Genomic DNA, 21165 nt, shown 5'->3' with positions numbered 1-21165 from the left:
CGATGCGCCTGCTCGTGTGGTAGGGTCGGAGATCGAGGAGATACCGTCCCGTGCGCCTCCATCGTCTCGCTCCGCTCGCCGCCGCTGCCTCCGTCGCGCTCGCCCTCCTTTCGCCCAGGCCCGCTTCATCGCAGACGGCCGAGGAGAAGGCGGCCGCGCGCTCTCTGGCGCAGCAAGGCGCCGAGGCCCTGCAGAACAAGAACTACGCCGAGGCGATCGATCTGCTCGGCCGCGCCGAGGCGATCATCCACGCGCCGCCGCACCTCTTGCTGATCGGGCGCGGGCAGGTCGGTCTCGGCAAGCTGGTTGCCGCGCGCGAGACGTTCCTCAAGATCATCCGCGAGGAGCTGCCCGCGAACGCGCCCGCCGCGTTCAAGCGAGCGCAGGAGGACGCGAAGACCGAGCTCTCGGCGATCGAACCTCGCATCGGCTCGCTGCGCATCGTGCTCACAGGCCCGGGCGCGGCCGATCCCTCGAAGGTGACGGTCAAGCTCGACGAGCAGGGCGTCACGTCCGCGCTCATCGGTGTGCACCGGCCGATCGATCCGGGCAAACACGTGGTCACCGCGACGGCGGCGGGGCGTAGCCCCGTCACGCAGGAAGTCTCGCTCGGCGACGGCGAGAAGAAAGAAGTGTCGCTCGAAGTGGAGGCGCCGGCGGCGGGCGCGGTCGTGCCGGATGGCAGCGGACAAACCGGCGGGGGCGGCGGGCCGACGCTTCCGGAAAAGCCGAAGGGCAGTAGCCCGCTCAAGTACGTCGGCATTGCCGGCATGGGCCTCGGCGGCGCGGGGATCATCGCCGGGACGATCTTCACGGTGATGTTCGTGGGCAAATCGAAGGAGGCCGACGACGCGTTCAACGCCTGTCCGAAGCCGTGCCCCACGGACAAACAGGCGGAGATCACCGCGCTCGACGAGGCGGCCGCGTCGCGCGGGACGGGCGCGATCGTGGGCTTCGCGGCGGGCGCGGCGCTGGCCGGCGCAGGCGTCGCGTTGTTCCTGATGGGGAGCAAGCAGGACAAACCCGCGGGCGCGATGATCGTGCCGTACGTCGCGCCGAACGGCGCCGGGCTCGTCGGTCGGTTCTGAGCCGCAGGCGTCGCACCAAAATCCACATGCCTGTGCATCGACCGCATCGCGGTCGATGCATCAGAGGTCCAGGGCTGGCCCTGGTCCCGGGTCGAGGGGCGGACAGCCCCTCGTCGGGTCCGGGGTGAAACCCCGGCGCTACGCCGTGAAACACCCGAACGGGCCCGCGCTTCGCGGCTAGTAGCCGAAGTCGCCGCCCGTCGTCCCGCCCTTGTTCGTCTTGTTCGTCGACGTCGCGGAGGGCTTGGGGAGCGGACCACCGAGCTTGACCGACGTGGTGCCGAGCGGCGCGGTCGAGGTTGTCGTGGTCGGCGCTGCGCTCGCGGCAGGCTCCGCCGTTTTGGTCTCCGGCGGCGTGGGATTGACGGCCTCCGCAGCGCTCGGCGTCGGCGCCGTGGTCGGCGTGGCGGCGGTCGTCGGGGCGGGCGGGGCGACGCTCGTGGTCGGGATCGATCCGCCGGCCTGCGCCGGGTCTTTCTTGCCGAGCATCAGGTACCCGGCGACGCCGAGGCCCGCGACCAGGACGACCCCGACGATCGCGCCCACGACCGCATTCGCGCGGGAAGGCTTCGGCGCAGCGGCGCCAGAGGTGTGGCCCCACGCGTTCGCCGTGCCTTGCGAGCCGTCGAGCGACGTGCCGGTTTGTCCCGCCATGCCCTGTCCCGTCACGCTCATGCCGGGCACGCCGGGTGGAGGCGTCGCCGTACCGACGCCCGGGATCACGCCGGGCAGCGGCGTCGCCGTGAGCGGCCCCGGCGCCATGAGCACGCCGGGCGGCTGCGTCGGCAGACGCGCGCCGGGGACGATGCTCGGGCTCCCACCACGCGCCGCTTGCCAGGCGAGGAGGGCGTCCTTGAACTCGGCGCAGGACTGGAAGCGGTGCACCTGCTCGCGCGCCATGGCGCGCTGGATGATCAGGGAGAACTCGGGATCGAGATCCGGGACGAACTGCTGCGGCGGAGGCGGGAGCTCGAGCGCGATCTTGAAGAGCAGCTCGTTGAACGTCTCGGCGCGGAAGGGGACCTGCCCCGTCGTCGCCTGGTAGAGCACGACGCCGAGCGCGTAGATGTCGCTGCGCGCGTCGACGACGGCCATGCCGCGCGCCTGCTCGGGCGACATGTAGTACGGCGTGCCCACGACCGAGCCGGCCCGCGTCACGTTCATCTCCTCGCCGCCGATCTGCGAGAACTTCGAGACGCCGAAGTCGAGGATCTTGATGAAGTCGGCGCGACCCGCCTTGTTCGGCAGGATGAAGATGTTGTCGGGCTTGAGATCACGATGGATGATCCCCGCGGCGTGCGCGGCGCCGAGCGCGTCGAGGACCTGCGCCATGAGCGGGATGCTCTGCGCCGGCGTGAGGCGGCCCGAGCGCTTGATCCGAGCGCTCAAGGTCTCGCCGTCGAGGTACTCCATGACCATGTAACGCGACTGGTCGGGGAGAACGCCGAGGTCGAGCACCTCGCAGATGTGCTCGGAGCCGATCCTTCCCGCGGCCTGGGCCTCACGCTCGAAGCGCGCGACGGTCTCGCCCGAGCCGGAGACGCTCGCGTGCAGGACCTTGATGGCGACGCGGCGCTTGATCCGCGTGTTCTCGCCCTCGAAGACCGCGCCCATCCCACCCGTGCCGAGGAGGCGGACGATGCGGTACTTGTCGTCGATGACTTGGCCGGGGGTGAGGGTCATCGGATCGTCGCTCGCGAGAAGCGGAAGGAATCCAACACGTCTCGAGCTTACCACGGGTGCCGGGCGCGAGCCCAGGAGGCGGGTGGGGGAAAAGGCGGGGGCGCCGGCAGGACGCAGGGGTCACGGATGCCCCACAGGGCCTTTGCCGACCGGAAGCGGGTTCGTGTTAAGGTCGCCCCCGTATGTCGCTCTACGAGCTGTCGATCGACGACGCCCACCTTCGCGAGGCCGAGAGGCTCACTTCGCTCGAGGGGAGGGGCTTTCCGACGCTGGTGACACGGTGGGAGTCGCGCCTGTTCGATCAGCCCTGGTCCACCACGCTGGTACTCGATTACACGATCCCGCTGCCTCCGCTGCCAGCCTCGCAGTCGTTCATCGAGGTGCGGATCGCGGCGTTCGTGGGCGGCGCGCCGACGAAGTTCCTCTACTTCGGCACCGAGATGAACGCGAGCGTGCCCCGCATCGGGCCCGAGATGGAAAACCAGATCGGGTGGGCGAAGCAGTACCAGGAGTACCGGCTCGACGAACACACCTCGCCCGTCCCGTACCTCAAGCTGATCCAGACGACGCCGCGCATCTACGGCGCAGGCGCGCAGGACTATTACAGCCCCGCGATCAAGGTGGAGCGTTACGACGGGGTCGCATCGAGTGATCACCTCGCCGATCTGTTCCCGACGGTCGTGGCGAACCTGCCCTGCGTGAAGGGGCACCTGCTCACCGATCCCTCGGCCGGTCTCTGGAACGGCGCGCGGTACGTGGGGCAGACGGCGATCGCGATCCTGCGCCAGGGCAAGGTCGTCGGCATCCACCGGCGGATCGGTCGCACGGACAAGGACGCGGTGCCGCCGGAGATCAAGCGGCGTGATCCGAAGCACGACGTGCTCAAGGAGTGGGTGTCGATCGATCTCGGGTCGAGCACGACGGTCGTCGCCCTGCGCGGCGATCGCAGCGCGCCGGAGCTCGTGCGCATCGGCGCGACGAGCGCGCCCGTGGTGTCGGCCGACTACGAGAACCCGAGCGAGATCTCGTTCGAGCAGCTCGGGCGCACGCTGAAGGCGTGGCGCGATCGCGTGATCCTGCCGATGACGCGCTGGGGCGAGGTGACGATCGGGCACGCGGCGCGCGCCCTGCGCAAGAAGGGCGGCGAGGAGTCGATCGCGCTCGGCGCAGCGACGCTCACGCACCTGCCGATGCTGCGCGAGCGCGTGGATCGCAAGGAGAAGATCTCGCTGCGCGGTCGCGGCGATCCCGAGACGCAGGAGACGCTCAAGAAGCCGGCGCCGCCGATCATCGACGAGGACGGGATCGGCGCGCACGATCCGTTCGATCCGATCGAGCTCTACGCCTACTACATCGGCCTGCACGTCAACCACAGGACGCGCGGGATCCACACGCGTTACCTCGTGGCGATGCCCTCGGGCTGGAACGAGGATCGGCGAAAGAGCGCGCTCGTGGCGGTGCGTCGCGGCATCTTCCGCAGCCTGCCCGCCGGCATGCTCGAGTTCCACGACATGGACATGCTGAACGTGGTCGACGCGGGCCCCGCAGCGATCCCGTTCGCAGCCTTCGCGTTCCGCGCGTTCGCAGTGCAGCCGAAGCCCGATCCGGTGCCCTTCGTGGCGATCGACGCAGGCGCGAGCGAGACGGGCGTGGTGTTCGGCCTGTTCCGCAACGCCAAACCCGACGAGCAGATGGAGGGCGGCCACGAGCGGATGATCGAGTACCTCGAGCCGACGAGCATCCCGTGGTTCGGCGGCGAGCGGCTCCTGCACCGGCTCGCCTACCGGCTCTACATCGCCGCAGAGGCGAGCGTGGGCGCGGCGCGCGTGCCGTTCGATCGTCCGAGCGAGGAGACGCCCGTGGGCGCACTCGAGCACCTGCTCGTCGCGAGCCCCGAGGGCCGCGCGAACGCCGAGGTGCTGAAGGACGCAATCCGGCCGCTGCTCGAAGGCGGCGACGCACGCCTGCCGAAGTCGATCAAGCTCGCCACGCTCGACGGTCCGTTCTTCGATTTCCCACTCGAGGTGGATCGGCAAGCAATCGCCGCAGAGATCGACGGCTGGTTCTCCGAGGCGGTGGAGGAGGTGCGCGTGGGCCTGGAGAAGGCGCTCGAGAAGATCGGGCGTGATCCAGATCCCTACGACGGCCTGCGCGTGATGCTCGGCGGCCGCATGAGCATGCACCCGGCGCTGCTCGACAAACTCACGGCGACGCTGCCGAAAAACGTGAAGATCCACCGCTTCATCGAGCCCGATCGGCTGAACCTCGGCGCGCCGACCGTGAAGACGGCATGCGCGCTCGGCGCCCTCGCGATGAAGTTCGAACGCATCGGCGCAAGCGTGCGCGCCGAGAAGCGCGACGCCTTCAAGTACCGCGTGGGTCGCAACCGCCACGGCCAGCTCGCCGACGTGCTCGATCCTTCGGTGGAGTACGACGTGTGGCGCGAGGTCGGCGCATGCACGAAGCCAAACGTCGAGGTGCTGTACATGCGCGCCGAGGACGACGGCGAGGTCGCCGCAGACGATCCGCGCGTGGAGGTGGCAATCTGCAAGCTCGGCGCGACGGCCGTCGGGCAGCGGATCTACATGCGCGCAGTCGGTCCGATCCGCGTCGAGGTGAGCGTCGGGCCTCCCGGCGGCGAGCCCGCCGCGGGCGCGCCGGTGTGGTGGATCGATCTGAAGGAAAACCTCGCGCGGCCGAAGGCGTAGTTTTTTCTTGTGGAACCGTGGAGCCGGGGCGCTGCCCCGGACCCCGCGGGGGCTATCCGCCCCTCGACCCGGACCAGCGCAAGCGCTGGACTCGGGGGGGAAAAACTGCGCTACGCGCAGTTTTTCCCACAGGCCGGTGGCAAGACCGTGGAGGTCGTCGCACGCAGCGGCACGTTGCCGGTTGAAACATCAGCGCTGCTGTCTTGGCTGGCAGTGTCGTCGCCGGTCTTGACCTGGCTCGTTCGATGAACTGCGCATCGCGCAGTTCATCGACCCCGAGTCCAGCGCTTGCGCTGGTCCGGGTCCAGGGGTGGACAACCCCTGGTGGGGCCTGGGGCGAAGCCCCAGCGACGCGCCCCCAGCTCACTGCGCGCGGCGCGTGACGTAGAAGAAATCGCGCGGAGACGGGTCCTTCACGTAGTCGTGTGTGCGGTAGTCGACGTGCGGCACGAGTGATGAGGCGACGCGTCGCTCGGCGGCGGGCGGGTGCTCGAAGAGTAGGAAGCGCGGGTAGGCGTAGTTCACGTCGAGCTGCGCTGCGTCGCGTGCGCCGGCGGCTTTCATCGCGCGTGCGAGTGATTGTGCCGTGACGGCCTCGCCGAGTGCGTAGAAGAGCGTGCGGCCTGCGGCGTCGATGCCGATGGCGGAGCGGCGGATCACGGTCTCGCCGCTGACGGTCGCGCCCCAGTTCTTGTTGTACTCGGTGAGCTTCGTGTTGAGCTCGCCGCCCTCGACGAGACATGCGGGCGTTTGCCGGTACGCTGCCATCTGGGGTTCGGTCGACGCGAGCGCGGGCCAGGTGCCGATGCGGATCGCGCCGTCGCGGTAGAGGCCCACGGTGCAGGCGATGTCGCGTGGGGGCAGGAACGTCTTGCCCTCGATCATCATCCCGTACTGCCCGTGCAGCGCTTTGAAGCCGCCGTTGAAGGCTGCGATGAGGGCCGGGTGCTCCGTGGCCGGGACCAGGCCGGGACGCTCGGAGAGCGGCACGTTCTGCGAGACGGGCTCCGTCGTGCCTGCGACGAGACGGATCGCGATGCGCGTCAGGTCCATCGCGACGACGGCCACAGCGGCGAAACCACGCTTCGGATCCGGGTGGACCACGGCCTTGACCAGCACGGGCGGCTCGCCTTCGCGACTGCCCTCCTGCATCACGAGCCACGTTCCGTCGCCTGCTGCCGCGACGTTCGCGAACGGCGCCTCGAAGCGCGGCGGGGGGAAGCTCGGGGCCTCGGGTGCGGAGGCGTCGGCCACGTCGACCTTCGCGGGCACGACCTCCGGTGCGGGGGCTGCAGGAAGGGCGGCTGAGGCCGAGGCCGGGGTCTCCCAGAACGTCGTGGGGGCCTCGTCGCCGTGACGCCAGACGTTGACGCGGTCGGCGAGCCCGTAGGCCGTGTCCTCGATCCACGCGACCACCGAGGGGCCGAGCACTGCGCGCACGCCGTCGGCGAGTGCGGGGCCGAAGCCTGGGACGTTGTGGATCGCCCACCACGTCGCGCCGCCTGCGACGAGCGTGACGCCGAGGCCGATGGCGGCGCGCCGCCGCCAGCGCCGCGGCTTCTTCTTCTTGTCTGTCTCGGGGCCGGTCACGGGGCCGGGAGGGTACTCCAGGACGCCCCGGAGACCCAAGCAGAGGCGTGTGTGCGGAGCGTCAGAGGACCTGGCCGTGGGCCATCGTCTTCGGGCCGTCCTTGAACAGGATCTCGACCTTGCCGCGATCGATCACGCGGGCGACGACGCCGTCGCCGAACTTCGGGTGACGGATGAGCTCGCCCGGGCCGAGCGTGAGCGTGACGCGGTAGGGCTTGAAGGCGCCCATGGGCTGGCCGGCGATCGCGTGCTCCCACTGCATCGTCTGGTCACGCTCGCGTTGCGCGGCTGCGCTTGCGCGGGCGCTTCCGGACTTGCGCTCCTCGCCGCCCGAGCCTTCGCGCTTCGTGGCGGAGGCGGCCTTCGTCTTGGGCGCCAGCGGTGCGAGCTTCTCGCTCTTCGGGCGGCGGTAGAGGTGATGGGAGCCGCACGTCTTGCACTCCACCTTCTTCACCTCGTCGCCGACCATGGCGATGATGCGATGAGTCAGGTCAAGCTTGCATTTCGTGCAATAAGAATCGATCTCGCCACCGGTCTTCGGCTTCTTCGTGATCACGTACCCTCGCGTCTTCTGCGCTCGCGCCGCGTCTCTTTTCCTCGGTCTTTGACCGTCACCTGCGCGGAGACGGACGGCTTCGGCAGACCCTTCTGCCCCTCCGTCGCCGCGCCCTCGTCCTCCTCCGAATCCTCGGCGTCCGTGTCCTCGGCCGCAGGTTTTTCGGCGGGACGCGCGTCGTTCGGGACGAAGCGGATCTCCGTCTTGATCTCGAACGAGAGCTTCGTGAGCACCTTCGTCAGCTCGTCGGCGAACTGCGTGTGCTCGAGGACGTCGCGAATCTCCTTCGCGACGACGCGGTACAGCCCGGTCTTGGTGTCGTCGATCTGCTGGTAGAGGTAGTTCAGGACCTCTTTCGGCAGCTTCATATCCCCCACGAAATGCCGAAGGGTGTCGGGGCCTTCGCTCAGCTTGCCGACGCCGGTCTCGACGGCGCGCTCGACGGCGCGCTTGAGCAGCTCCGGAATGGCACGGTCGAACGTGCGCCGCCGCTCCGTCTCCGGCTTCTCCCCCTCGGGCGGCTCTTCACGGCTCGGAAGATCGTCGATGTCGCCCATCCGCCGGCTCACTAGCCAGGAAGGGGGCCTTCGTCAATCGGACATCGACACCCGCAGCGCCCAAACCTCGGCGACGACCTTTCCCTTTCCGCGCCGGGCGGCAAGCTCCACCGTCAGGGTATCGTTCTCGAGAGGGCAGAACGGCCGGTCGGGTTGGACGATGGGCCACCGATCCTCGCCGTGATCCGCGGCGATCGAGGCGCCTCGGCTCGATCGAACCACGACGTCGAGGTCCGTCACGGTCGGCTCGGCAACTGCAAAGACTCGGTAACACTCGCCTTTTTTGGCTTCGAGCGGGAACGGGACCGGCGCGCCTCCCTCGGCGACCTCCGCCTCGACTGGCTCCTTCGTGAGCCGTCGCATCCCGTTTTCCGGACCACACAACATGGTCAGGCGCGTGAGATCTTTCCGCAGATCTCCCTCCAGGCGAAAATTCCCGTAACAGCGAACCCAGGGTCCACCGACACGAACGGGCGAGGCGACTGGGTCTTCGTCGCGTGTGGCCGGGCCTGCTTCGGCGACGCCGCCGTCGGCGTCGGCGGGGGCCTCGCCGAGCATCGAGGGCGGGAGCTTGGGCAGGGGCGGCGTCGGGGGCGGGGAGTCGGGGGCGGAGGCGGCGCCGCCGGCTTGCTCCCAGGGGCGCGGGCGCTCGCGGCAGCCGGCGAGCAGAGCGAGGCTTGCGAGTGCGGCCAGGACGAGGTGCGCGCGGGCGCGTGGTGGGTTTGGCCGGCCAAGGTTCTGCGCTAGAGTCCCCGGCCGATGAACATCTTCGCCGAACGCCGCAGGCAATTGATCGAGCGACTTCCGGGAGTGCTCGTCCTTCCGGCGGCGCCGGAGCTCATCCGCAACAACAGCGTCCACCACGAGTACCGCCAGGACTCCGACTTCCACTACCTCACGGGCTTCGGCGAGCCCGACGCCGTGCTCCTTCTGGCCCCGAAGCACCCGGAGCACAAGGTGGTTCTGTTCGTCCGCAAGCGGGACCCGGAGCGGGAGAAGTACGACGGGGCCCGCGCGGGCGTGGAAGGCGCGAAGGCCGAGTACGGCGCGGACGCGGCGTTCACCATCGACGAGCTCGACGACAAGCTCATCGACTACCTGCAGGGCTACCACCGGCTCTACTACAAGCTCGGCCAGAACCGGTCCCTCGACGAGCGCGTGCTCCGCGCGCGCGAGCTGCTCCGGCTGAAGGGGACGCGGACCAAAAAGACGTGGCCGACCGAGATCGTGGAGCCGGGCGACGTGCTGCACGAGATGCGCGCAGTGAAGTCGGAGGCAGAGCTCGGCTTCATGCGGCGCGCCGCGTCGATCACGCGCGAGGCGCACCTCGGGGCGATGCGGCTCGCGGCGCCGGGTCGTTACGAGTACGAGGTCGAGGCGCAGATCCGCGAGGTTTTCCGCAGGAACGGCGCGGAGCGCACGGCGTACACGCCCATCGTGGGAGCCGGGCCGAACGCGACGACCCTGCACTACCATGCGAACCGGAAGAAGCTCGTCGACGGAGAGCTCCTGCTCATCGATGCGGGCTGCGAGTACGAGTACTACGCGTCCGACGTGACGCGGACGTTCCCCGTGAACGGGACATTTTCGCCCGTGCAGCGAAGGCTCTACGAGATCGTGCTCGCCGCGCAGATGGCCGCGATCGAGGCCGTGAAGCCGGGCGTGACGGTGGACGCGCTGCACGACATCACGGTGCGGACGCTGGTCGAGGGGTTTGTCCGCGAGGGTCTGCTCTCGGGCGACGTGAACGAGATCATCGAGAAAGAGACGTACAAGCGGCTCTATCCGCACCGCACGAGCCACTGGCTCGGCATGGATGTGCACGACGTGGGGCACTACTACCGCGACGGTGAGGCGCGGCAGCTCGAGCCGGGGATGGTGTTCACGATCGAGCCGGGGATCTACGTGGCGCCGGATGACGAGAAGGCGCCGGCGGAATATCGCGGGATCGGCATCCGCATCGAGGACGACATCCTGGTCACGGCCACGGGCTACGAGAACCTGACGGCCGACATCCCGAAGGCGCCGGACGAGGTCGAGCGCGCCTGCCGAAACGCTTGAAGCAAAAAACGAAGGGCCGCGCGGCGGAAACGGCGCCGCGCGAGGCGACGCTCGCCGTCGAGCTCAAGGGCTGGTTCCGCAAGAGCGCGCGAGATCTGCCGTGGCGCAGGACGCGGGATCCGTACGCGATCTGGCTGTCCGAGGTGATGCTCCAGCAGACACGCGTCGAGACGGTGATCCCGTACTACGAGCGATTCTTGCAGCGGTTTCCGGACGTGCGTGCGCTCGCGTCCGCCGAGCTCGACGAGGTGCTCTCGCTCTGGAGCGGGCTCGGCTACTACCGTCGCGCGCGAGAGCTTCATCGATGCGCGCAGGAGGTCGCATCGATACACGGCGGCGTGTTCCCCGCGGAGGCCGAGGAGCTGCGCAAGCTCCGCGGGATCGGCCCGTACACCGCGGGCGCCGTGTCGAGCATCGCGTTCGATCGTCCGGCGGCGCTCGTGGACGGCAACGTCGCGCGGGTGCTCGCGCGCCTCGAGGCGATCGAGGAGGACGTGAAGAGCACCGCGGGCCTGAAGCGGATCTGGAGCGTGGCGGAGAAGCTCGTTCCCGAGGAGGAGCCCGGCGCGTGGAACCAGGCGCTGATGGAGCTCGGCGCGACGATCTGCACGCCGCAGAACCCGGCGTGTCTGATCTGCCCGGTGCGCGACGCGTGCGCGGCGCGGGCGCAGGGGAGGGAACGCGAGCTGCCGATCGTGGGCGAGAAAAAGGCATCGCCGCGCGTGGCGATGGTCGCAGCGGTGGTGGAGCACGAGGGGCGCTTTCTGTTCGCGCGGCGCAAAGAAGGAGGGCTGTTCGGCGGGCTGTGGGAGCCGCCGATGGTCGAGGCTCGGACGGCCGAGGATGCGATGAGCTCGCTCTGCGGCGCAGGCATCGCGGCGGACGCGAAGCTCACGGAGGTGGGGCGCGTCGAGCACGTGCTCACGCACCGCGAGCTCGACGTGCTCGTGCTGAGCGCGCGCGCCAATCGGCCGTGGCCGCTCGAAGCGCCGACGACGGCGCCGTACGAGCGGCTCGCTTGGCTCGATCGAGACGCCGAGGGCGTCGGCGTCTCCACGCTGGCGCGCAAGATCCTCGCGGCGGCAAAGCCCGAGAAGAAGGGCACCGCGCGCAAGAAAAAGGCCCGCGCGTAGCGCCCTCGGCTCACTCCGTGGGGCCTGCACGCTTGCGCGAAGCGGGCTTGGTCCGCTCGCGCAACGCGTCCTCCATGGTTCCGCGCTCCTCTTCCGAGAAGTACACGTCCTCGCCCTCGGCGCCGATCTCCTCGACGAGGAACGGCGTGTCCATGTCCTGTCCCTCGTCCGACAAGATCACGTCGCTCATGTCGCGGCCACGCGTCGCGCCTTCGAGGAACTCGGCCCCGAGATCACCGGCGAGATCCGCAGCCGCGTCGGCGTTGTCGGGATCGAAGGAAAAACCCTCGCTCACCTGATCGTTCGGGTGGTGGCGGAAGACGCGATCGCTGTCGTCGAGCGTGTGCACGGGCTCGTCCATCGCGTCGGCCGGGTGCACCTTGCCAGGTAGAGGCGGCGCGGCGAACTCGTCGAGATCTTCGAGCACGGGCCGCGGGGGCCTCTCGTCGAACGACATCCCCGAGCGCCGCGCGGGGGTTTCGCCGTGGCGATGCTCGCTGCTGCGTACGCTCGATGCGGGGGGCGGAGCCTGGGTGGACGGGGCGGCCGCCCGCGCGTGTTTCGCCCCGGATCGGGCCGGCTTGAGGGGTTTGTTGCTGTTCACGCTCGGCCCGAATGCAAGAGTCGCGCGCGTGATTTGACGTGCGAAGAACGCACGTTACGCGGTAAGACCCAGGGGCCCCAGCATGCGCGAAAAACGCCCGCGGCCCCGCCGTTCGACGGCCCTCGTGACGACGTTCACGACCGGGTGCGTCCTCGCCTGGGCCGCGACCGCGATCGCCGCGGAAGACGCGCCGGCCGCGCGCGAAGAGGACGCGGCCGAAGCGAGGCGCGCGCTCTACGAGGCCCTGTCCGCGCCGCCCAAGGGTTACGTGCGTACGCTCGCCGGCCTCTCGTTCGGCGGCGGGCTCCGCTTCAACAACCCGTATCGGCTGGCCACGCAGCTCGGCGCGACGGCGGAGTCTCCGAGCGCGATCGCGCCCTTCACGACGCTCATGGGCGCGCTCGCGTTCGGGTCGCCCGATGGCTTGCAGCACGGAGGGATGCTGGGGCTCACGTTCGCGCTGAGCGGCGTCGGGCAAACCGTGCTCACCCCGGGGTACATCCTGATGTACCGCGGACCGGGTCGGCTGCTCGCGTACGGACGAGCCGGCCCGGAGATCCTGCTCTCGCCGGACGTCAACGTGGGGCTCACGGTGGCAGGCGGCGGCGCGTTCTTCGTGACCGGCGGACTCGGGCTCGTGCTCGACGTGGCAGGCAGCCTGTTCTACGGCGCGAGCACGTGGGAGAAGAAATACCCTGCGTATCCCGTGCTGTCCGCGTCGCTCGGCCTGATCCTCGACGTGGAGTTCTTGCCGTGACGCGAGGCCTGCCCGAGCCGCGCCGCGCGATCGGCCGCGCCGAGATCATGCGCCTCGCCGCGATGCTCGTCCTCGTCGTCGCCGCGCCGACCGTGGGCGACATCGGGAGCTGCGGCGAAGCGCCCGCGGACCTCGACCCCGCCGCGTTTTTCCGCGAGAAGGCCACGGTCGACTGCGCGCGTTGCCAGGAGTGTGGTTTTTCCACGGCGGCGTGCGCGCGCGCCTGTGATCCGACGCAGCAGCCGCAATCGTTCCCCGAGGGCTGTTACCCCATCGTGCACGACGGCGAGGTTTGTCTGCGCGCGCTCGAAGCGGCCTCCTGCGACACGTACGCAACCTTCGTCGCGGATCAGGGCGCGACGATCTCGACCGAGTGCAACTTCTGTCCGCCGGAGGCGAAGCCGTGACGAGCGCGCGGCGCCTCGAAGCCCGATGGATCGTCCTCGCGGCGGCGCTCGTCGCCCTCGCCTCGGGTTGCGCCGCGTTACGCCCCGTCACGACGTCCACGGCCGAGTACAGCGCGTTCCGCAAGACACGCGTCGCGCCGACACTCGAAGGGCGCATCGTCGCGGCGGCGCGCTACCTCGCGCAATACCCCGAAGGCACGTTCGCGACGGAGGTACGCGCGTTCTACACGATGGCCGAGCCGCTCTACTTCGAGGAGCACCGAGGCACCGCCCAAGGCCTGCACGTCTACCTCGCGGCGCTCCCGCGCGGCCCGCATGCCGCCGAGGCGCGGCAGAAGCTCGATCGACTCGCCGAGAAGGGGCCGAGCGCGGAAGGCGGCTTCGATCGAACCGTCATGGGCACGAACGATCGCCTCGCGAGGCTCGCCGGCAAGCGCGTGGCCGCGCGTGAGCAGCTCATGGCGTCGCTCCGCGCGTGGCTCGACCCGGACGCCTTCGTGCGGCCCCTTTCCGAGGCGAAAGCCGAGCTCCTGGTCCCGTGGAGCCTCTCGCTCCCGTGGCCCCGGTGCGCGTGGAACGACGAGGCGCGCGGCGGCGAGATGCGCTGTGCAAAGCTCTTCGAGCTGCCGTACGAGGTCACGAAGGACGAGGGCACGGAGGAGCGTCAAGCCACCGTCGAAGTCGTGGTCGTCGAGGACGCGCGTGGCAGGCCACGGATCGTCACGATCGGCGGGCCGGATCTCTTCGTACGCCTCGAAGAGACCGTCAGCGGTCGGGCGATCGAGCTCGGGGATCCGAGCGGACGAGCCGCGGGCGTCTCCCGCGCGACAGAACTCGTACGACGCGAATTTTCCGCGCGGATCTCGGACGATCCCGCGTGCCGGAAGCGCAGCCGCGCGCCGAAGGTCCTCGAGCTCGCATGCGGCGGCATCCGTGTCGTCGTGGAGGCAGCCCTCGACAGCACCGAGGACGATCGCATCGTGATCGCCCCGATGTCCTCCGACTGAACCCGAGGCGTGATTCCGGAGAGCGCGCGTCTCCCCGGAAACGAGCCTCGTGTGATACTCCTTCGAGCAGTGGAGATCGGCCGCGTCCTCGCCGAGCGTTACGCGCTGGTCCGCCCCCTCGCGGAGGGAGCGATGGCCACGGTGTGGGTCGCGGAGGATCGCGTGTCCGGCGGCGAGGTCGCGATCAAAGCGATCTCGCTCGACGCAGCCGGGTGGCGCACCGAGGTGCGCGATCGCTTCATGAAAGAGGCGCGCCTGCTCGCGCTCGCCCAGCACGAGCACCTCGTCGGCGTGCGTGACGTGGGCGAGACCGAGGACGGCTTCCTCTACCTCGTGCTCGATCTGCTCGACGGCGAGACGCTCGCCGATCGCATCGCCCGTGATCCGCCCCTCGACTGGAAAGAAGCCGGCGCGATCTCGCTCGCGATCACGCGCGGCGTCGCGGCCCTGCATCGCGCGGGGATCGTCCATCGGGACCTCAAGCCCGCCAACATCGTCCTGCATCGCGCGAATGGCAGCACGGTGCCGAAGATCATCGATCTCGGCATCAGCAAGGTGCGCGCAGCGGCCGCAGATCCAGAGCTCTGCGCGACGCTCACGGCGACGGGCCAGGTGCTCGGCACGCCGCAGTACATGAGCTACGAGCAGGCGCTCGGGGATCCCGATGTGGACGCGCGCAGCGACGTGTGGGCGCTCGGCGTGATCCTCTACGAGATGCTCGCGCGCAGGCGCCCGTTCGAAGCGCCGAACGCAAACGCAGTGCTCGCCGCGATCCGACGCAAAGACGCGCCCGCGCTCGCCGAGGTCGCACGCGACGTGCCCGCCGCGCTCGCGAAGCTCGTCGATCGTTGCCTGCTCACCGATCGCGCCGAGCGCTTCAAGGACGCCGGCGAGATGGCCGAAGCCCTGCAGACCGCGCTCTGCTCGGCCGCAGCGGATCCAACGCCCGCCGAGCCGCCGCCCCCCGAGACGAAAAAACCCGCGAGCGCAGCAACCCCAAAGCCGTCTCCCGCGCCGACGCCCGCGCCGATCCCCACGGTGACGTCGGACCCGAAGCCGACGCGATCCCGCGCCATCGCCGGCGTCATGCTCCTGGCGGGCGCGGCCCTCCTCGGCGGGACGATTGCCACGTTCTTGACGCGAGACCCCGCCCCGACCCCCCAGGCCGCCCCCACGAGGCCGACGAGCAGCGGCGCCGCACAAGCCACGCAGGAGCACGATCCTCGCACAAAGCCCGCGTCGAGCCCCACGCAAACCCCCGCAAACACGTCCACGGCGGACGCGGTGCGTCCGGTAGTGCAAGCAACGAGCGCGGCGACATCTTCAGCCTCGGTCGCGCCCACGCGCCCAGCAGTCACGACGACGCGAAGCGGCTCGAAGCCCCTCACGCAAGTGAACGAAGCCGGTTTCTAGAGTACGCGAGGGCCCGTTCATGATACCCCTCCGGGCTGACCGTGAGCGATACCGCTTCCCCTAAGCTTCCCGCGACCGAAATTCAGCCCCGCCAGGCCAAACAGGGCGGCGGCGTCGCGCGCCTCGTCGTCACCCAAGGACCGGGTGCCGGCAAGACGCTCCTCGTCACCCGCGCCCGCGCCACCGTGGGCCGGCACCAGACCAACGACCTCGTCATCCCCGACCCGCGCATCTCCGCGACGCACCTCGAGCTCGAACGCAGGCCCGAGGGCCGCGTGCTCGTGCGCGACCTCGGCACGACGAACGGCACGTGGTTCGGCCCGCACCGCATCAGCGAAGCCGAGCTCGGCCCAGGCGCGTTGCTGAAGATCGGCGACTCGCTCGTACGTGTCGAAGTCGACGATCGCGCCGAGCCCGAGCGCGGCAGCGAAGGCGGCCGCTTCGGCGGGCTGATCGGCGTCTCCGCCGAGATGCGCGAGCTCTTCGCGACCCTCGAGCGCGTAGCGCCGAGCCAGCTCACCGTGCTCGCGCAAGGCGAGACCGGCACGGGCAAAGAAGAGCTCGCGCGGGCCATCCACAAGCACTCGCCGCGGCGCGAAGGCCCCTTCGTGGTGCTCGACGCAGCCACGATCCCGCCGACGCTCGCCGAGAGCGTGCTCTTCGGCCACGAGCGCGGCGCATTCACCGGCGCCGACGCGCGGCACATCGGCACATTCGAACGCGCGCACGGCGGCACGCTCTTCATCGACGAGATCGGCGAGCTGCCGATGGACCTGCAGCCAAAGCTCCTGCGCGTCCTCGAGAGCCGCACCTTCTCGCGCGTGGGCGGCCACGAGATCATCCCCGTGGATTTCCGTCTGATCGCCGCGACGCACCGCGATCTACGCGCCGAAATCGAGGCGCACCGCTTCCGCGAAGACCTCTACTTCCGCCTCGCCGAAGCACGCGTCTTCCTGCCGCCGCTCCGCGCGCGCCCAGCAGACATCCCGCTGCTCGCACGTCACTTCCTCGAAGAGCTCTCCACGTCGGAGCGCCCGCTCTCGATCACGGAAGAAGCCCTGCGAAGCCTCACCCTGCGCAAGTGGCCAGGCAACGTGCGCGAGCTGCGCAACGTGATCGCGCGCGCCGCAGCACTCTGCCAGGACGGGACGATCACGGAGAACGATCTCGCCGGCGAAGGATTCGGTTTCCGCGGAAGCGAGGCCGAGCGCGAACCCCTCGACCTTCAGGGAACGTTCGCCGAAGCCAAAGCCCGCGCCATCGATCGCTTCGAGCGCGCCTACCTCGACGCGCTCGTCCGTCGCTGCGGCGGCAATCTCTCGAAAGCCTCGCGCCAGGCCGACGTCGCGCGGAACCATCTGCGCGCGCTGCTCAAGAAGCGCGGTTTGTACGATCCCGGCGATACGTGAGTCTCAGGCAGTGCGTGGCGCCGGGGTTTCACCCCGGACCCGACCAGGGGCTGTTCGCCCCTGGACCTGAACCAGGGCAAGCCCTGGACCTCTGGGCGACGACTGCGCGGAGCGCAGTCGTCGCGGGGAACTCTCGTTTGTAGCTGTCCGCCCCTTTTTGCAGGGCAAGCCCGGGATCGCTGATGCATCGACCGCGATGCGGTCGATGCACGTCGGAGGGGGTTTGTCAGTTTGTAGCTGTCCGCCCCTTTTTGCAGGGCAAGCCCGGGACCGCTGATGCATCGACCGCGATGCGGTCGATGCACGTCGGAGGGGGTTTGTCAGATGGTGAGGATTTCGGTGTGTTCGCCCCAGGCGGCGCGTAGCACGTCGCTGATCTCGCCTACTGTCGCGCCGGCTTTCACCGCCGTGAGGATCGGCGGCAAGAGGTTCTCCGTCCCGCGCGCCGCACGATCGATCACGCCGAGCGCCTCGCTCTTCTGCGGCCCCTCGTGCTCGGCGCGCCACACGCGCGTCCGCTCGGCCTGCTCACGCTCGATGCGCGGATCGATCTTCATCACCGGCACCGGAGGGCTCTCCGAGGCAAACTCGTTCAGCCCCACGATGACCCGCTTCTTCTCCTCGATCTCGAGCTGATAGCGATACGCCGCCGCCTGGATCTCACGCTGCACGTAGCCCTGCTCGATCGCCGACACCATCCCGCCAAGCTCGTCGACCCGCCGGATGTACTCGCGCGCCGCCTGTTCGAGCCGCGTCGTCAGCGCCTCGACCACATAACTCCCACCGAGCGGATCCACGAAGTCCGTCACGCCCGACTCGTAGCCAATCACCTGCTGCGTCCGAAGCGCCAAGGTCGCCGCCTCCGCCGTCGGCAACCCGAGCGCCTCGTCGAATCCGTTGGTGTGCAAACTTTGGCAACCACCGAGCACCGCAGCGAGCGCCTGCATCGCCACACGCACCACGTTCACCATCGGCTGCTGCGCGAGCAGCGTCATCCCCGCCGTCTGGCAGTGAAACTTGAGCGCCCGCGCCCGATCCGTCTTCGCGCCGAACCGCTCCTGCATGATCGACGACCAGATCCTGCGCGCCGCCCGGAACTTCGCGATCTCCTCGAGCAAATTGTTGTGCCCGTTGAAGAAGAACGAGAGCTGCCCGCCGAAGTCGTCCACGTCGAGCCCCGCCTCGACGGCCGCCTTCACGTACGCCATCCCGTCGGCCAGCGTGAACGCGATCTCCTGAGCCGCATCGCAGCCCGCCTCGCGCATGTGGTAGCCGCTGATCGAGATCGTGTTCCAGTGCGGCACGTCCTTCGAGCAGAACGCGAAGATGTCGCTGATGAGCCGGATCGAAGGCCGCGGCGGATAGATGTACGTCCCGCGCGCCACGTACTCCTTCAAGATGTCGTTCTGGATCGTACCGCGAAGTTTGTCCCTCGGAACCCCGGCTTCGTCCGCGACCGCGATGTAGAGCGAGAGCAGGATCGCCGCCGTCGCGTTGATCGTCATCGACGTGGAGATCGTGTCGAGCGGCAGCCCCGCAAGCAGCCGCCGCATGTCGCCGAGCGAGTCGATCGCCACGCCCACGCGCCCCACCTCGCCGGCCGCGAGCGCGTGATCCGAATCGCGGCCCATCTGCGTCGGCAGATCGAACGCGACCGAGAGCCCGGTTTGTCCCTGCGAGAGCAGGTAGTGGTAACGCGCGTTCGACTCCTCCGCGGTGCCGAAGCCGGCGTACTGCCGCATCGTCCAGAGGCGCCCGCGAAACATGTTTGGCTGCACGCCGCGCGTGAACGGCGGCATCCCCGGGAAGCCGAGATCCCGCTCAGGATCGAAGCCCAGACGCTCGAGCGTCTCCTCGTCGTAGAGGTCGTCCGCGTCGACGCCGACCGATCCGGGCGGCCCCGAGAGCAGCGGCGCACGTGGCCTCGCCGCCTTGCGCGCCTTCGCGAGCCGCTTCTCGAACTCTTCCTTCGCCTGGCCTTTCGCTCGGTCGTCGTCGCTCTTCATCGTTCGTCGTCCTCGACGTTCGTCTACCCGCGCGCCGACAGGAGCCGCGCGAGCGCCTCGCCCACGGCGCGGGCGAGCTCGTCCATCCTGCGCGTGCCGGTGAGCGTGTCTCCGAGATCGTCGACCATCAACACCGCCGCCGGCCGCCCCGCGACGCGCACCGCCACCACGGCCACGTCCGGGCTCGCGCGCTCCATCACCGCGAGCAGCCCCGCGTGCGCCTCCGTCTCGGGCACGGGCCCGAGGTAGATCGACGTCGCCGTCGCCGTCGCGAACACACTCGGCACGTCGTGCGGGATCGAGAGCGCTCGCAGCGCCTCTTCATCCCCGAACTCGTCGTTGCAGGTCCAACCATGGAACCCGTCACGCTTGACCGCAAAGAGCGCCACGCGTCGCGCGAAAAGCGCCGCGCCTCCCAGCGCGAGCGAGACGATCTCGTCGCGCGTCGCGGCCCGCGCGAGCGCTCCGAGGATCGCGCTCGGATCCGGGAAGGGCAGGGGAGGCGGACCCACAAACGTCTGGCGTTGCGGCTCCTCTTCGGAATCCGGCGCGGGCGTCGGCGCAGGCGCGTTCACCTGGCCTTTCACGGGCACAGGGAGCGACATCGCGGGCGGCGGCACCGACACGCCGCCACGACGCGCCGACGGCGCAGGCGCGAACGAGTTCGGCCCGGTAGGCGGCTCCGCGATCGGCGCACCGAGCGCAGGCGCGAGCGCGTGCGAGATGGGCGCGTCGTGCGTCGTCCACATCGCCGCCACGCGCTCGGCCTTCTCTGCGTTCGACGCATCGCCCACGACACGTGGCGCCGTGCCCCCGTCGCTCGAAGGCGAACGCGAGAACACCGACGGATCCAGGGTCGGGCGTGTCGCGCCGCGCCAAGCCGTGAGCTCGGGCGGCGCCACGGCGAGCGGCGAGGGAACCGAGGCCGGGCCCGGCGGCGGCGTCGAAGGAAACGACACGCGCGGCGGATCGTCTCCACCCGAAGGCGCTGCTGCCGCGGCCTTCGTCGCCGGCAACGCGGAACGAACGGGCCGCTCGAGCGACGCCGCGCCACGCAACGTCCCCGGCGCGCCGCGTCGTGTCGCCGGCGTCTGCGCGTTCGTCGGATCTGCGTCAGCGCCCTCCGGCACACGCTTCACCAGCGGGATCGGCGTGCTGATCGTGGGCGGCGGCGGGATCGACGACTGCGGCGCGCCGTACGGCGAGGCCGGCGTGATGCGGCGACCTCGCGGCTTTTTCGGCGCCTCGGGCTGCGCCGCCGTGAGCTCGATCCGCCGGATCGCCTCTTCCACGGCGCCGATCGGCGCGCGAAGCACGCGCACCGGCGCGCCGAGGTGGAACGACATCTCCACCTCGATGTGCGCGTCCAGCGGATCGGCCGCGGCCACGTCCACGGTCCCCGTGAACGGATCGAGCCGCGTCGGCAGCGCGCAGAGCCTCCGACACAGCGCGCGCGGCAGCTTCGCCACGAGATCGGGCGCGCCTTGCACGTGGCGAAGCCCCGGCCCTGCGTACCGCGCGATCTCCTCGTCGAGCTCGGCTTCCGTGATCGCCCCGCGATCCACGAGCGCGCGCGTGAATGGGATTCCCCGCACGACCGACAGGAGCAGCGCCGCCTGCACCTTCTCCCGCGTCACCAGGTTCGCCGCGATCAGGCGTCGCCCCAACTCGACCGACACGGCGCGAACGATATCACTCTTTATGTTGGCGAGGGGCGCCTTGGGCCCTCAGCGCGACGCGGGAAACTGAAAGACGACCTCGGTCTGTCGCACGAGCCCGAGGTTGTCCCGCGCGATGCGCTCGACCGCCGTGGGATCATCCCGCAGCCGCTCGACCCGACCGCGCAGCGCGTCGATCTCGCGGTGCATCTCCGCGCTCTCCTCTTCCACCTGCTCGAGCTCCCGTTCGAGCCCCCGCAGCCGCGGCAGCCCCTCCGGGGAAAGGATCATCACCGGCACTCCGATGACCGCCACGACCAGGATTCCGACCGGCAGCACCCGCTCGATCGCCAAGGTGAGTCGACGCACGTCTTCCTCCCTGCCACGGCCGGGGGCGCCCGGTCAACTTTCCGGGTTCGCGTCCTTCGTAAAGATCACGCGCTTTTGCGTCAGTTGTTCTTCGCGAACGACCTGACCTTTGGCTAGCATACGCCCGCCCGCGGGCGCCCTGGTCGGTTCGGCTGGACC

General features: G+C 69.7%; 18 protein-coding genes. 9 read left to right on the top strand and 9 right to left on the bottom strand.

Features of this window, described 5'->3' with window-relative positions; genetic code table 11:
* The first annotated feature begins 50 nt into the window (after window positions 1-50).
* Window positions 51-1088, top strand: a complete 1038-nt coding sequence (locus QHF84_RS20930; RefSeq protein ID WP_281315113.1) for a hypothetical protein — start codon at window positions 51-53, stop codon at window positions 1086-1088.
* A gap of 177 nt (window positions 1089-1265) precedes the next feature.
* Here the strand turns inward: QHF84_RS20930 and QHF84_RS20925 are convergent, their stop codons facing one another.
* Window positions 1266-2771: a serine/threonine-protein kinase gene (locus tag QHF84_RS20925; protein ID WP_281315112.1), complete on the bottom strand. Its 1506-nt coding sequence runs from the start codon at window positions 2769-2771 to the stop codon at window positions 1266-1268.
* Window positions 2772-2953: 182 nt separating this feature from the next.
* Between QHF84_RS20925 and QHF84_RS20920 the strand changes: the two genes are divergently transcribed.
* A complete protein-coding gene (locus tag QHF84_RS20920) occupies window positions 2954-5479 on the top strand; it encodes a hypothetical protein (protein ID WP_281315111.1) in 2526 nt (841 codons plus the stop codon).
* Window positions 5480-5842: 363 nt separating this feature from the next.
* On the opposite strand, the gene QHF84_RS20915 is transcribed toward QHF84_RS20920, so the two are convergent.
* The 4 genes from QHF84_RS20915 to QHF84_RS20900 form a co-directional block, all read right to left on the bottom strand.
* A complete protein-coding gene (locus QHF84_RS20915; RefSeq protein WP_281315110.1) occupies window positions 5843-7069 on the bottom strand; it encodes a phosphodiester glycosidase family protein in 1227 nt (408 codons plus the stop codon).
* Window positions 7070-7130: 61 nt separating this feature from the next.
* Window positions 7131-7625, bottom strand: a complete 495-nt coding sequence (locus QHF84_RS20910) for a hypothetical protein (RefSeq protein WP_281315109.1) — start codon at window positions 7623-7625, stop codon at window positions 7131-7133.
* Window positions 7622-8182 carry a hypothetical protein gene (locus QHF84_RS20905; protein WP_281315108.1) on the bottom strand — a complete coding sequence of 187 codons (561 nt, stop codon included), beginning with the start codon at window positions 8180-8182 and terminating at the stop codon, window positions 7622-7624. Before QHF84_RS20905 ends, QHF84_RS20910 begins: the two co-directional genes overlap by 4 nt.
* Before the next feature lie 33 nt (window positions 8183-8215).
* Window positions 8216-8545 carry a hypothetical protein gene (locus QHF84_RS20900; RefSeq protein ID WP_281315107.1) on the bottom strand — a complete coding sequence of 110 codons (330 nt, stop codon included), beginning with the start codon at window positions 8543-8545 and terminating at the stop codon, window positions 8216-8218.
* A gap of 396 nt (window positions 8546-8941) precedes the next feature.
* Here QHF84_RS20900 and QHF84_RS20895 point away from each other — a divergent pair, with 396 nt between their 5' ends.
* Together QHF84_RS20895 and mutY are read left to right on the top strand one after the other, a co-directional pair.
* Window positions 8942-10243 carry an aminopeptidase P N-terminal domain-containing protein gene (locus QHF84_RS20895; protein WP_281315106.1) on the top strand — a complete coding sequence of 434 codons (1302 nt, stop codon included), beginning with the start codon at window positions 8942-8944 and terminating at the stop codon, window positions 10241-10243.
* Complete coding sequence (gene mutY / locus QHF84_RS20890; protein WP_281315105.1) at window positions 10240-11376, top strand: A/G-specific adenine glycosylase; 1137 nt, start codon at window positions 10240-10242, stop codon at window positions 11374-11376. The genes QHF84_RS20895 and mutY overlap by 4 nt, the downstream gene beginning before the upstream one ends.
* A gap of 10 nt (window positions 11377-11386) precedes the next feature.
* Here the strand turns inward: mutY and QHF84_RS20885 are convergent, their stop codons facing one another.
* The gene (locus QHF84_RS20885) at window positions 11387-11833 is read right to left on the bottom strand and encodes a hypothetical protein (protein WP_281315104.1); all 447 of its coding nucleotides are present in this window, start codon (window positions 11831-11833) and stop codon (window positions 11387-11389) included.
* Window positions 11834-12062: 229 nt separating this feature from the next.
* On the opposite strand from QHF84_RS20885, the gene QHF84_RS20880 reads away from it, so the two are divergent.
* From QHF84_RS20880 to QHF84_RS20860, 5 genes are read left to right on the top strand one after another with little or no spacing between them, the layout of a single operon-like run.
* On the top strand, window positions 12063-12737 hold the full coding sequence (locus QHF84_RS20880) for a hypothetical protein (protein WP_281315103.1): 675 nt from the start codon (window positions 12063-12065) through the stop codon (window positions 12735-12737).
* Window positions 12734-13144 carry a hypothetical protein gene (locus QHF84_RS20875; RefSeq protein ID WP_281315102.1) on the top strand — a complete coding sequence of 137 codons (411 nt, stop codon included), beginning with the start codon at window positions 12734-12736 and terminating at the stop codon, window positions 13142-13144. The genes QHF84_RS20880 and QHF84_RS20875 overlap by 4 nt, the downstream gene beginning before the upstream one ends.
* Window positions 13111-14151, top strand: a complete 1041-nt coding sequence (locus QHF84_RS20870) for a hypothetical protein (protein WP_281315101.1) — start codon at window positions 13111-13113, stop codon at window positions 14149-14151. The genes QHF84_RS20875 and QHF84_RS20870 overlap by 34 nt, the downstream gene beginning before the upstream one ends.
* Window positions 14152-14202: 51 nt before the next feature.
* Window positions 14203-15564: a serine/threonine-protein kinase gene (locus QHF84_RS20865; RefSeq protein WP_281315100.1), complete on the top strand. Its 1362-nt coding sequence runs from the start codon at window positions 14203-14205 to the stop codon at window positions 15562-15564.
* A gap of 41 nt (window positions 15565-15605) precedes the next feature.
* Window positions 15606-16973: a sigma 54-interacting transcriptional regulator gene (locus QHF84_RS20860; protein ID WP_281315099.1), complete on the top strand. Its 1368-nt coding sequence runs from the start codon at window positions 15606-15608 to the stop codon at window positions 16971-16973.
* Between the two features lie 320 nt (window positions 16974-17293).
* Here QHF84_RS20860 and QHF84_RS20855 read toward each other — a convergent pair whose 3' ends face one another.
* The 3 genes from QHF84_RS20855 to QHF84_RS20845 are packed head-to-tail and all read right to left on the bottom strand — an operon-like array spanning window position 17294 to window position 21006.
* Complete coding sequence (locus QHF84_RS20855; protein WP_281315098.1) at window positions 17294-18979, bottom strand: methylmalonyl-CoA mutase family protein; 1686 nt, start codon at window positions 18977-18979, stop codon at window positions 17294-17296.
* A 23-nt stretch (window positions 18980-19002) separates the two neighbouring features.
* A complete protein-coding gene (locus QHF84_RS20850; protein WP_281315097.1) occupies window positions 19003-20658 on the bottom strand; it encodes a hypothetical protein in 1656 nt (551 codons plus the stop codon).
* A 48-nt stretch (window positions 20659-20706) separates the two neighbouring features.
* Window positions 20707-21006: a septum formation initiator family protein gene (locus QHF84_RS20845; protein ID WP_232379981.1), complete on the bottom strand. Its 300-nt coding sequence runs from the start codon at window positions 21004-21006 to the stop codon at window positions 20707-20709.
* Between the last annotated feature and the right edge of the window lie 159 nt (window positions 21007-21165).

The organism is Polyangium sp. y55x31 (assembly GCF_029946505.1).
Lineage (GTDB): Bacteria > Myxococcota_A > Polyangia > Polyangiales > Polyangiaceae > Polyangium.
This window is presented reverse-complemented; position numbering and strand designations above follow the sequence as displayed.

Coding starts and splice junctions, on each gene's coding strand:
- QHF84_RS20895 (WP_281315106.1), top strand. CDS start 8,942: ATGAACATCTTCGCCGAACGCCGCAGGCAATTGATCGAGCGACTTCCG.
- QHF84_RS20920 (WP_281315111.1), top strand. CDS start 2,954: ATGTCGCTCTACGAGCTGTCGATCGACGACGCCCACCTTCGCGAGGCC.
- QHF84_RS20880 (WP_281315103.1), top strand. CDS start 12,063: ATGCGCGAAAAACGCCCGCGGCCCCGCCGTTCGACGGCCCTCGTGACG.
- QHF84_RS20885 (WP_281315104.1), bottom strand. CDS start 11,833: ATGTCGTTCGACGAGAGGCCCCCGCGGCCCGTGCTCGAAGATCTCGAC.
- QHF84_RS20905 (WP_281315108.1), bottom strand. CDS start 8,182: ATGGGCGACATCGACGATCTTCCGAGCCGTGAAGAGCCGCCCGAGGGG.
- QHF84_RS20900 (WP_281315107.1), bottom strand. CDS start 8,545: ATGCGACGGCTCACGAAGGAGCCAGTCGAGGCGGAGGTCGCCGAGGGA.
- QHF84_RS20855 (WP_281315098.1), bottom strand. CDS start 18,979: ATGAAGAGCGACGACGACCGAGCGAAAGGCCAGGCGAAGGAAGAGTTC.
- QHF84_RS20925 (WP_281315112.1), bottom strand. CDS start 2,771: ATGACCCTCACCCCCGGCCAAGTCATCGACGACAAGTACCGCATCGTC.